We start from the raw sequence: 13,339 nt of genomic DNA on the forward strand, positions 1-13,339 counted from the left end.
CCCAGTACATCAGTAAAATAGATGCAGCTGACCAGCTGAAATAGTGCACTTTTAAACCCTTACCGTTTCTCGGGTCATAGTTCTCACGGATTGTCCCGTCTTGCGCCAGCCCGTCGCAGTTATTTATTACTGCATCAAATATAGAATCTGCAAATGCTTTATATCCATACTTTCTTAAACCTGATACTCCAAAATATACCTGATCTAACCATACAGGCCCTCTCCAGTACCCTGACATAAACTGCTCACCATCAGCAGCAACAGTAGGTAGCGGTATATATGTAAAAAACTTTAAAGTATCTGCCATAATTTTTTTAACTGATTCAGCTTGTTTTTTTGTTGCCGCAAATGCCCACAAAGGAGCCCACCCTTCTGATCCCATTACCTTTATCAGGGACGTATTGTCAATAGAAGTATCATAAAAATATCCGCTATTCGGATCAAACATAAATTTCCGGATTTTTATTTTAAGTTCATCTGCTTCTTTATCCCATTTCCGCTGATCTTTCAATATATGAAGCACACCTGCAATCTTTGACAGATATTCCTTTTCAGCATAGAGAAAACTGTTAAGACACACAGATTCCTGGTCCATTGACCAGCTTGAAGGGCCGTTTCTGAGCATTTTTGTTTTATCAAATCTTACTGCATCGTCCATTCCGCTTTCCCACTTTGCCGCAGTCAGTGTTCCGTCTGTAGATCCGTATTCACACAATCCGTCCTGATCGTGATCTCTGAATTTATACCACCAATTATGATATAAAACCAGTTTTCCATACATCTCTTTTAAAAACTTCTGATCCCCTTCCTCTTCATAAATCCGCCATACTGCCCAGCCAGCAAGAGGGGGTTTTGTATCTCTTTTATTGTTCAGTCTCTTGTCAGTATATATGGCATCCGGAACCATACCTTCTTTTGTCTGATAGTCAAACATGGCTCTTATCTGCTCTTTTGCCATATCAGGTTCAATTCCTGCCATAGCAGCTGAATGTTTCCATGAATCCCATGCCCAGAATCCGTCAAAATAATTTATCATAACTGACGGGAAAAATCCTCCGTGCACAAGGTCTTTATACGGAGCACGGTAATTAACCATTAATGTCATAAGAGATTTGACTGCAACATCTCTATATTTCTGCTTTCTTTCTTCTGATAAACTGCCAAGAGTTTTGCCGATATATTTATTCCACAACTTTTTGTTTCTTTTTAAATATTTTTCAGGATTTTTTAATGCATCTGCTATGAGATTTTGTTCATTTTCCCATTTTTCCCGAGCGGCAATTGTAATAGTAAACGTAATATAAACACTCTGTCTGCTTTTAACTAAAAACGGCTTTCCCGATTTAACCTGAAATCCGGAAGAATCAGTCTTAATATTAATATTTTTATCAAACTGCTCATAAATATTTTCCGATAATTGCGAGAAACTTACGATGATTCCATTCTTTAAAATATCACATTCAAGTGATTTTGTAAACATTTTCTGTTCCAAAACTGATGAGAGTAACCGCTTTTCATCTCCGGTATTTTTAATTCTTACAGATAAAAGAGCTGTGCTTTCCGATATAAAAATCAGGTTAGATTCTACTTTAACTCCATCTGCCATATACGATCTGTTCAGCCTGCCGGGCAGATATTTAATATTTTCGTCTTTGGGAGCCGGCAGCAGACCCTTATCATCACTGAGAACAAGCTTTATACTTTCTCCCAACCATTTTCTTTTACTAATAATAAACGGCCCTGAATACAATACTTCCGGCAGCTTTTCCTTTAAGCAAGGAAGTGCAAAGCCAAACCAGGCACCTCTGTCTGTGAAAAAAAACTTGCTGTCATCATTCATGTTATCAGGTGTGTGAGTTATATCAAGCAGATTAGGAAAATCTTCCTGATGATATGAATACGGTTTCTGCCTGGTGCACGATGTCAGTATCAAAAAAATAAAAATTAAAACCCAAAGCTTTTTCAAAATCACCTCTTTATTAAAATCTTATGGAAAGGCAGCTTAGCCCTCCGTCAACCTTTCGAAACTCGCTAACATCCACTGCCATTGTTTTAAAACCCGATTTTTCCAGTAATTCCCGGGTATCAGGAAATCCTTCAGGTACCAGTACCGTTCCGTTAATATTAATGGAATTAGCTGCATAGGATTCATTGCCGGGAACTATTATTTTTTTATATTTTTTAAACAAGTCAACATTCGAAAGCTCTTTTACAACAAGTACCGTATTATCACCGGGATAGGATATACCGCTTTTAAGATGAAGCATTCCGGAAAACCTGACAGGCTGCACTATGTAACCAAAGGGTACAAGATGTTCCTTTAATTGTTCTATACCCTGGATATTAGTTCTTGAAGTTATGCCAACATACACATTTTTGCCTATTTGAAGTACATCTCCTCCGTCAAGAGTACCGGGTTCCCGAATAAATTCAAGTTGTGAATAAAATTTCCCGAGAGCCTTCTTTACACTTTCCGTTTCTCCCCTTCTTGACAAAGCTCCCGGCCTTGTAATCACTGCGGTTTCTTCAAAAACGACTGCAGTGTCTTCAACAAAAACACCATCCGGCAGATCTTTGTCTGATTCAATACTGAAAATTTCCAGCCCGAAAGAAGATAAAACACCACAATATTTTTTATGCTGTAAAAATGCTTCCTCCCAGTCAGGACTGCCTAATTTCTGCGTTGTCAGGCCATTTTGAATTTCAGGCCCCACACTACGTACAATCGCCCGTTTAAAACTCATTATAACACCTCAATTATAGCTTAATACGTGATGAAAGTCTTATATCTTCTGACGAGCTCCCTACCATTACAACAAATTCGCCCGGCTCCAGAACCCATTTTTTTGCTTTACTGCTGAAAAACTCAAAAGATCTTGCATCAATATCAATTTCAATATCTTTTTCCTGACCCGGTTTAAGAAAAACCTTTTTAAATCCTTTAAGCTCTTTTTCTGGCCGCGGTTCAGAAGAAACAACATCCTTTACATAAATCTGTACAACCTCTGCACCTTCTCTTGTGCCAGTATTTTTAACTTTTAACATTACTCTGCATGAATTATCCTGTAGTTTTTTGACCTGAAGGCCTGCATATTTAAATTGTGTGTAACTTAATCCGTGGCCAAAAGGAAAAACCGGCTTAATATGCTCAGCATCGAGATATCTGTATCCGGTGAATATCCCTTCTCCGTATTCAGCTGTAAGATCAGGACTCATATATCCTGAAAATGCAGGTGAATCTTTCTGAGATTTAATAAATGAACAGGGAAGCTTTCCTGAAGGGTTGATCTTTCCAAACAAAACATTTGCAACTGCTTTCCCGCCTTCCTGTCCCGGATACCATGCCTGAACAATTGCTCTGGCAGGCCCGGTCCAATTATGCATGTCAACAGGAGAGCCTGTCTGATTTACTACAACAATATTTTTATTTACTTCTGATAATTTTTTTATTAACTCTGTCTGGTTGGGAAGCTCCATTGTTTTTCTGTCAAAACTCTCACTTTCAAATCTGTTGGAAAGTCCTGAACAGAATATAACAGCATCAGCTTTCTCTGCCAGGAGCACAGATTCTTTAATTAGATCAAGTCCTGGTACCTGCCATCCCACAGTAATCTGAGATATACCGCCACTAAAAGCATATTCAACTTTCAGGTTTACTACATCATCTTTTTTCAATTTTACACTGCCAGATACGATTCCTGAAGAAATTGCTTCCCACTTATCAATTATTTTCTTATTATTAACAAAGAGTCTCACTTTCCCGTTTTTAATTATATTAAACTTATATTCTCCTGTGGCAGGAGCTTTTAATTTTCCTCTCCATCTGACAGAAAATATATTTCTGTCATCAGGTCTGTGGAGAGCCGGATGAGGTGCATCATAACCCCAGACAAAATTAATTGTTTTATCATTTCTTATTAATACCGGCTTTCCTTCAAGATTAAGGTTATTAAAGTATTCCGAATGCCATGCTTTTTCTCCTGAAGAATCGTTTTTCATAAGGTATTTCGATTCAAGAGAAAGGACATCTCCTTTTGCCGCAGTGCCGGGGCAATAGACTATTTTAATTTTATTCCCTGCAAAATTTCTTATACCTTCGAGTATTGATATCCCGTAAGGCGGTACAACCTGTGCACTTCCTCCTCCCCCTGTTCTTGCATATGCTGCATTCGGGCCTATTACAGCAAGTGTTTTTATTTTTGAAAGATCAAGAGGCAGAATACTGTCTCTGTTCTGAAGAAGAACTATTGACTCTTCTGCTGCTTTTAATGCTGTGTCAGCATGCTTTTTAAATTCAGTATTCGATAAATCGGATTTTTTCTCAATTCCTCTGTCAAATATTCCTGATTCGAATCGCACTCTTAATAGCCGCCTGACCTTGTCGTCAATTACAGGCTCAGGAACCATCCCCTTTTTAACTGCGGCAAGCAGACTGTCACTAAAAAATTCTCCCCACGGCATCTCAAGATCAAGGCCTGAAAAAGAGGCCTTATCAGTGCTGTGTGTTGCACCCCAGTCAGAAACAGCAAAACCTTTAAATCCCCACTCATTTTTAAGTATTGTGTTTAAAAGATAATTGCTTTCACTGCACCAGTCGCCTCTGAATTTATTGTATGCAGTCATGATAGTGTAAACTCCTGCTTTCTGAACTGCTGCTCTGAATGCAGGAAAATAAATTTCTCTGAGCGCCCGCTCATCGATTTTTACATCCACTTTTGTTCTGTTCCACTCCTGATTATTACAGACAAAATGTTTTACACAGGCAAGAACCCCCTGATCCTGGACTCCTCTTATATATGGAACAGCTGTTTGCGAAGCAAGAAAAGGATCTTCACCAAAGCTTTCAAAATTCCTTCCGCCAAGAGGATGTCGCAAAATGTTTACACACGGGCCCAGAAAGAAATTTCTTGATTTTGCCCGCATTTCTTTTCCTATTACTGAGCCAATTCTGTAAACCAAATCATAGTTCCATGTAGCAGCCATTGCAACAGGAGCAGGAAAAGCAGTTGCAGCTCCCCACCTAACACCCGCCGGACCGTCAGACATTTTTAAGGCAGGAATGCCGAGCCTCTTGTTTACCCTTGTATCGAATCCTTCGCCTGAAAGCTGCTCTATCTTTTCTTCCAAAGTCATACGTGAAAGCAGATCCTCAACACGTTCCTCAACCTGTGCATTTTTATTCTTATACAAAAACTGTTTTTTCATACAGCCATTAAAAAATAGCATCACTAAAAATATACTGAAAACAAATATCGCTTTTTTCATTCTTTCCTCCGCCTGAAAATGAATTATTTTAGAATCAGACACAAGTAAACTTAATTATTCAAAATAAGCAAGTAAAATATTTCCAGGCGTTCTTTTCACTCAAACAAAATAAATTGTTCTAAAAGGAAGGGGTACACCCCCCGATTACTCAGAAAATGGTGTACCCCGCTGTATGACTACAATGTAAATAAGGGGTTTAAATTAAAAACCCGGATTCTGCACGACTTTAGGATTAGCCTGAAGTTCATCATCAGGAAGCGGCCATATTTCATCAACGCCGTCATCAAATTTATCCCAGTTAGGTGCATTGTTTGCATGAAGAGCAGCCTGAACACTTGTGCCCTTGTACCAGCGTACCATATCAAAAAATCTACCCATTTCATTACAAAGTTCAAGAGGCCTCTCAACTTCACGAATGTGATGTCTCAGGTCTGTTTGAGACATTGCTGTGCTTATTGGTACTGATCCAGCTCTGTTACGTACCTGATTTACATATGGAATTGCTTCTGCAGTCTTGCCCTGCTCATTCAATGCTTCTGCAAGCATGAGAAGAACATCTGCATACCTCATAACAATGTAATTGGTACCTATACTGTAGAACTCGTACGGATCTTCATCTGCATTATAATAGTTATACTTTTTGTAAAAAACTCTGGTTTCATCAGCTCCGTAATACTCTTCAAAAGTTTTTCCTTCGAAGAACCATATATCTGAATTCGGATCATCAAAAACAATTGAAGCATATGTTCGTTTGCTCGGTTTCCCATCTGCTGTTGTATCTGCCATAAACAGTTGCTTCAGATGATCAGTAGGCCATAATCCAAGCCAATCACCGTAATTTGGAACCAGAGATTGTGATTCAATTCTTCCGCCTGATCTGTCAGCTGTAAAGTTAATTTCAAATACAGATTCCGAGCTGTACTCGTTCTTGCCTGTAAACAATGAATACATATCATCAACAAGTGCATAGCCACTATTTGTTACAGCTTTAAACTCAGTTTCAGCCTGTGCCCATTTTTCTTCAAAAAGATAAACTTTACCAAGATAGGCAGTTGCAGCGCCTTTTGTAGCACGGCCTAACCATGCATCTGCCCATTGCGCTGGAAGATGATCTTTTGCAAATGAAAGATCTTCTTCAATTTGCGCATAGACTTGTTCTGGCGTTGATTGTGGTTTGTAAAAATCATCAGGAGTCTTAGGGACTTCTGTTACAAGCACAACATTACCATAAAGATTTACAAGCTGAAAATATGCATAGGCCCTTAAAAATTTGGCTTCTGCTACATATCCGTTAATCTGATCTTCTGTAAGTCCGGCTACCCCCGGAGTATTCTCTATTACCTGATTGGCAGCAAAAATCATCTTGTAATTTTCCTGCCAGAAATAATAGACATTGTACATTGTGGGTTTTGCTGAATACTCCTTCAATCCGCTTATCGGATAAAAAATATCTGCATTTGTAAGGTCACTCATAACTTCGAGTGACATGAACATCTCGCCAGGTGCCCAGTACTCATCCCACCACTGATGCTGTAATAATGCATAAGTACCTGTTAATGCACTTTCCACATCCTGGGCATTCCGCCAAAAACTCTCCACTGTCATCTGATTAGGATTTTCCAGTGTGAGGAAGTCTTTCTCACAAGCGGAACTCAATATCCCGAGGAGAATCACAGAAAGCAAGACAATATATTTCTTAGTTCTCATAATTCATTCTCCTTATTGATTTTAAAGGCCAATCTGGATGCCGGTAATAAACTGTTTTGGCATCGGATATGGCGAACGGTCTACACCGCGGCTGAACAGAGTCCCATAATCTATTGCCGGATCATATCCTGTATAACCTGTTAAAGTCAGCAGATTCTCTCCTGCAAAGAATATACGGAGAGACTGAATACCGTAGCCGTAAATTAAAGGAGCCGGGAATGTATAACCGATCTCAATATGGCGGAGACGCAGATAATCAGCATTCTCCAGCCACAAATCAGAAGCCTGAGTGTTTCTATCATCACCCTGAATAACTCTGGGAATATCAGAATTCGGGTTTTCTTCAGACCATGCATTAATCAAATCTGTGTTATAGTTACCGGGATTATGCTGAGTCCATGATGTCAGCCAATTTGCTCCGTTTATCATCTCTTTACCTGTTACAGCATACAGGAACATGTTAAAATCAAATCGTTTATAAGAGAAATTAACATTTAAGCCGAATTCAGCACCTGGCTGGCCTGTACCGAAGTATTGCTTGTCATCACCATTAATAACGCCGTCACCATTGGTATCAATATATTTTACATCACCCGGCTCAGGAGTTACATTATTAAAATATGCCCCGCCTGCTGCAAGATATGCATCAACCTCTGCCTGGCTCTTAAAAATACCATCAGTTTTGTAGAGATAGAAAGGAGCAAGCGGAAGCCCTACCATACTGCGGGTAGTGTTGTCAAATGCCCAATACACACCTCCGCCCCAAATTACTTCAGTACCCTGACGGCCAAGGCGTGTAACCTTGTTAGAATTGGTCGTGGCTGTAAAGTTGATCTCATATTTAAATGGCTTTACCATCTCTCTGAAGCCCAATGCCAATTCGATACCTTTGTTCTCTATATTAGCTGCATTGATAATGGGATATGATGAAGAACCTGTTGAAAGAGGAATCGGCGGGTTAAACAGCACATCTTCATTCTTTTTAATATAGTAATCAAATTCCATAGTCAACTTGTTTTCCAGCATGGCCATATCAAAACCAACATTAGTCTGCTTTGATGACTCCCACTTCAAACCTACTGACGGGAATGAAGTCGCTCTTGCCCCAATATGTATTGCCTGCTCTTTACCCGGGCCATAAGGATAGTTCAGGTCACGGTTATTATCTGATGCAATAGAGGCGTAGTACATATAGTCATCAAATTCCTGCATACCAAGTTCACCGTAAGAAGCACGCAGTTTGAAATCATTTACATAAGGAATTTTGAAGAATGATTCTTTGCTTAAACGCCATGCAGCAGAAACCGAAGGGAAATTACCCCAGCGGTGTTCTTCACTAAACCTTGATGAACCATCTCTTCTTAAATTTGCCTGCAGGAGATACTTGTCAGCAAAAGAGTAATTGATTCTACCAAAATATGATCTGTAGTGCCAGTCATTTGCATAACCAAATGCATTATCACTCTCAGTTCCGGCATCAAGGACTCTCAAGTTATCATCAGGGAAGTTTTCTACTGATCCGCCTGTGCTTCTGAATTTTGAAATTTCCTGAGAATAACCGATCAGTGCCTCAATTTTATGTTTCTTTAATTCTACATTGTAGTTCAATGTATGATCCATAATTGTATGATAAAAACGGCTTCTTGACTCACTCATTCGTGTTTTGTCATTCCGGTCAATATTTGCTAAAGCAAATTTAGGATCAAAATTGTATCCATAATTATTGTAAATATTCTGGCTTAGCCTTGCAGTATAGACCATGCCTTTTACAGGCCTGTACTCTAAGTAAGCTGACGCCAGCATACTTATATTATCATACTTATTATCTCTTATATTCTGGTTTGCAACAATATTTTTGGCTTCACGGTAAAAACCTATAAGGGAACTCGAACCGCTCCATCCTGTAGGATTATTTGAATCATGAAGAGGTATCATAGGTGATAATCCGCTCAAATAGAAGAAATTATAGCGGTTATCATATCTACTCTTCCCAATAAACCGGTTAAGGGACAGCGATTCACCAACTTTAATGCGGCCCTTGGTCATATCCGAATTAATTCTAAGCCCCATCCTCTTATTATAGGTTGTAACCACAATACCTTCCTGGTCAGAGTAGTTACCAGACACTGAAAAATTCATATTTTTGAATCCGCCGCTTATGGAAAGATTATAATTTTTCAATAACGCGTCACGGAAATATGCATCCTGCCAGTCTGTACCGCTTGAGAACTTGGATTTATCCGCCTCATACATAGAAACAAATGCAGGATATTCAACACCGCCGTTATCTGCAGCCATCTTAACAATTTTGAGATAATCATCAGTGTTTGTCACCATGGGAAACTTCTTTGCCAGAGACTGAAGGCTCATTGTTGTGCTGAAATTCACATTAATCGGCCCTGCTTCGCCTCTTTTAGTAGTAATAATAAGAACACCGTTTCCTGCTCTTGATCCGTAAATAGCTGCAGCAGAAGCATCCTTTAATACATCAATAGATGCGATATCCTGCGGATTTACAGAGCTCATATCAGATGGAACTCCGTCAACAATTACAAGAGGAGAAGTGTTGCCCAATGTTCCCGCACCGCGAATTTTTATTTGAGCCTGTGTTCCCGGAGCTCCGCTTGTGTTAGAAACATCCACACCTGCAGCACGTCCCTGAATTGCAGTTGAGACCTCGGTTGTTGCTATTTTTTGAACATTATCAACCCGGACTGTTGCAGCAGCACCTGTCAAATCTTTTTTCTGCTGCACCCCATATCCAATAACAACAACTTCATTACCTGCAATAACTTTCAGGGATAATGCAAAATCGAGTTTCGTAACCTGTCCATCTTTTACAACTATACCCTGTTTGATACCTGTTTTGTAGCCCATGTACATAGCTTTTACAGCATATGTACCTGGTTTCGCTGTAATAGTGTAATGCCCGCTTAAATCAGTAGCAGCACCAAACCGCGTTCCGACAATAATAACATTTGCTCCCACCAAGGGATTCCCGTCCACATCTGCAACCACACCCTCAATCTTACCTGTTTGTGCAAAAGCTAATACTGGGAGCAAAATGACAAGAAGCAAAATTCCTGCCTTTCTCATAGTTTAACCTCCTTACAAGTTCATACTCTCTGATGGAAATACTTTCTCCTCAAAATTACTTAAGGAGTTTCTCCCTTCTCTTTTAAAAGCCAAACCACCTCCTTCCGGAAATATTTTTTTGGTATTCACAATACTACCTTCTTAGTTGATTCCCTAATAACAAGATGCGCCTCTAACTGCTGATTATATGTCACTTCTTTTTTACCAGGATTATTTATTTGATCAATAATCATTTCGGCTGCTTTTACACCCATCTCAAACGCCGGTTGTGCCACAGTAGTTAATGGTGGATCCATTATTGCCATGACAGAGCTGTCATTAAAACCTGTCAATGCTATATCATCCGGAATTTTATATCCCCTGAGTCTGAGTTCTTTGTAAGCTCCCAGCGCTGCAAGATCATTAACCGTATAAATCGCATCCAATTTATCATTTTTCACAAACAGTTCCCTGCATCCGATTCTTCCCGCTCTTTCATCCAGGCCGTTTGTATATACAACATACTTTTCCAGAAAGGGAATATTGTTACTGTTTAATGCTGCTTTATAGCCTCTTAATCTATCTTTGCTCATTATAATAAATTGGGGGCCTGCAATGTATCCTATATGCCTGTACCCTGCTTTTATTAAATACTCAGTCATTTTAAAAGAAGCGTTGAAATCGTCTACTGTAACTCGGAATGTCTCAATGTCGTCATTGGCTCTGTTTAAAAAAACCATAGGTATTCTCTTGTTAAGAAATTCACGAAAATGATTCCCGCTCTTACTATTTTGAGCAACAATAACAATTACTCCTTTAATTGGAAGCGAAAGTAATACTCTTACATTTGATATCTCGCGCCTGTACTCTTCCGAAGAGTTAACTATTATTGTCATATATCCGGCATCATAAGCCACTTTATCAATACCATCCAGAATATATGAAATAAAACTATGATGAAGGTTTGGCAGAACAATTCCAATGATTCCAGTAATACTTAAATCATGGTGGTCTATATCCTGTTTTTCAGGATAATCTGCATAACCAAGTTCAACAGCCAGCTTTTTTACGCGCCTTTTAGTCTCCATTCGGATTGAAGGATTATCGTGTAATGCTCTTGATACGGTTGCACTAGAAATATCAAGACGCCTTGCAATGTCATTAAGAGTTACCGCCAACGATTGCGTTGAACCTCAACTTCCTATATACGCACTATTTTATCATTTTGTATGGAGTAAAACTCCCGAATTAATTAATTTCAAACGATACCGCAATCTTTGCATCTTTTACAATGAAGACATGTTACGGTAAAACATCAAGTTTTACATTGGTAGATTTATCAATCTTACACTATTCGGAAGAAATTTGTCCCTGTAGTTCCTGCTGATGGAGGGATTTTACAAAAAATGAAGGCGTGATACCTGTATATTTCTTAAAAGCTTTATTAAAAACATTAATGGAGTTAAAACCCACGGACTTCGCTACGGATGCAATTGTGAAGATTCTTGTTGAATCTTCTGCAAGAAGCCTTCTTGCTTCTTTCACACGATACTCGTTAATAACATTACTGAATGACTTGCCAAAATCTTCATTTATCACTTGAGAAATATATGATCTGTTCACTCCCAATTCTTTCGCAACATTTGCCAAAGATGCATCATGTTGCAGGAAATATTTCTCTTCTTCAATAATATGGACTATACTATCGAATATATTTTCTTTCTGTTCTTCAGTTAGATTGGAGTGATGATACTTTGTTTCATCTTGATCTTCTGTCTTTTTTGCAGCACCTTGTAATTTTAATCTTTGAATATGTTTAAATACTTTCTTGTCTCCTTTCTCAATAAGTTTCTCATATTCTACTATCTTCATATTTTTTTTAACAAGTATTTTATACATATTCAGTTTATTTCTAGAATGAATAATAACCAATGAAGCACCAACGATTATAAATAGGAGAATTGACACAACAAAAGAAATCCAGAATTTCTGGGCACGTATTGTTTCAATTTTTAACTTTCTTTCCGATTGAAGAAGTTTAATCTCTGCATCCTTCTTCTCTGTCGCAAAAAGTATCTGAAGTTCAGCTACATTATCTTTCTTTTTATCCGAAGCTACCATTCTGTAAAATTTATGATGCAATTTCCTATACTTTACAGCTTCCTTATACATGCCCAATGCTTCATACAGTTCCGCACTATACAAGTAATTATCCAAAAGCAGGTTCCTGTCCTGAATTTTTTCTGCAATAGTTCTGGCTTTTTTCAGTACAGAAAGAGCTTTGGGGGTGTAGCCCAATCTTGTATAAACGACGCCTAAATTATTCAATACTTCAATAATTCCCCATGTATCATTTAATTTATGATGTATATTCAAGGCTTCTTCTAAAAGAGGCAATGATTTCTCATACAATCCCATATCACTATAAATAATTCCAAGATTATTGAGAATCCTGGCCATTCCTGGTTTTGTACCCTCCTTTTTTTCAATTGAATAGGATTTTTTTAGAGTATTCAGCGCTTTTTTAAAATCATGTTCTGAGTCATATATAAGACCTATTCCATTAAATGCACTGCTCATACCAGGTTGATTTTCACTTTTCTTATAAATCTTAAGTGCACGGTTATAAAAAATTAATGCTTTGTCAAGATAACCAAGACTGAAGTACACACTTCCGATCCTCTCGAATACTTTAGCAGTGTAAAGCTCTTCTCCAAGTTCGGTAAATATTTTCTGCGCTCTAAAAAGATACTCCATTGAAACATCAAGGGCCCTAAGATATCTGTATGCAGTCCCAATATTCATAAGGGAAACAGCTTCGTTCAATCTATCATTTATTGTTTCTGACAAAACCAGTGCTTCTTTTCCATAGCTTACAGCATCTCTTGATGAGTTTTTTGCACTTTTAACAGACAAATTGTTCAGGTCATTTATTCTTTCCAGAATATCTGTATTTGTATTGTCTGGCTGTACAAAATTATTCTTTCTGCCTAAAGCAAAACCATGGATAAAAAAAATAATTAACAGAAATAGCACTCTGTTTTTCATAAACCTATCTCTTTTTGTTCAATGGATTTTCCCTGTAATATACTAATTACGCTGTTTACTGAGACTTTTGCAACAAATTTTATTTTAACATAGGATTTTTTCTCGTTATAAACCCAGCAAGACTCTTTCTTTTTATTTGATAAACGGACGGCCTTTAATATCTTTTTCCCATTAATGAACACTTTTTGCGGTCTTGCTTTCAATCTTTTAAAATTTAGTATATATACACGTTCTGCCGGAATAA

Annotated in this window: 8 protein-coding genes; all 8 read right to left on the reverse strand. The window is 38.2% G+C overall.

The window, feature by feature from the left end; translation table 11 throughout:
• A partial coding sequence (locus J7K93_08725; protein ID MCD6117085.1) for a hypothetical protein occupies positions 1–1,966 on the reverse strand: 1,966 nt, incomplete at its 3' end.
• 13 nt (positions 1,967–1,979) lie between these two features.
• The gene (locus J7K93_08730) at positions 1,980–2,744 is read right to left on the reverse strand and encodes a N(G),N(G)-dimethylarginine dimethylaminohydrolase (GenBank protein MCD6117086.1); all 765 of its coding nucleotides are present in this window, start codon (positions 2,742–2,744) and stop codon (positions 1,980–1,982) included.
• Between the two features lie 13 nt (positions 2,745–2,757).
• Positions 2,758–5,265 carry a glycoside hydrolase family 3 C-terminal domain-containing protein gene (locus J7K93_08735; protein MCD6117087.1) on the reverse strand — a complete coding sequence of 836 codons (2,508 nt, stop codon included), beginning with the start codon at positions 5,263–5,265 and terminating at the stop codon, positions 2,758–2,760.
• A gap of 201 nt (positions 5,266–5,466) precedes the next feature.
• On the reverse strand, positions 5,467–6,972 hold the full coding sequence (locus J7K93_08740) for a RagB/SusD family nutrient uptake outer membrane protein (protein MCD6117088.1): 1,506 nt from the start codon (positions 6,970–6,972) through the stop codon (positions 5,467–5,469).
• A gap of 21 nt (positions 6,973–6,993) precedes the next feature.
• A complete protein-coding gene (locus J7K93_08745) occupies positions 6,994–10,068 on the reverse strand; it encodes a TonB-dependent receptor (GenBank protein MCD6117089.1) in 3,075 nt (1,024 codons plus the stop codon).
• A gap of 125 nt (positions 10,069–10,193) precedes the next feature.
• Positions 10,194–11,225: a LacI family DNA-binding transcriptional regulator gene (locus J7K93_08750; GenBank protein ID MCD6117090.1), complete on the reverse strand. Its 1,032-nt coding sequence runs from the start codon at positions 11,223–11,225 to the stop codon at positions 10,194–10,196.
• Positions 11,226–11,397: 172 nt separating this feature from the next.
• A complete protein-coding gene (locus J7K93_08755; GenBank protein ID MCD6117091.1) occupies positions 11,398–13,095 on the reverse strand; it encodes a tetratricopeptide repeat protein in 1,698 nt (565 codons plus the stop codon).
• On the reverse strand, positions 13,092–13,339 hold a 248-nt coding region (locus J7K93_08760; GenBank protein ID MCD6117092.1), incomplete at its 5' end, for a hypothetical protein. The genes J7K93_08760 and J7K93_08755, both read right to left, overlap by 4 nt.

The organism is bacterium (assembly GCA_021158245.1).
Classification (GTDB): domain Bacteria; phylum Zhuqueibacterota; class QNDG01; order QNDG01; family QNDG01; genus QNDG01.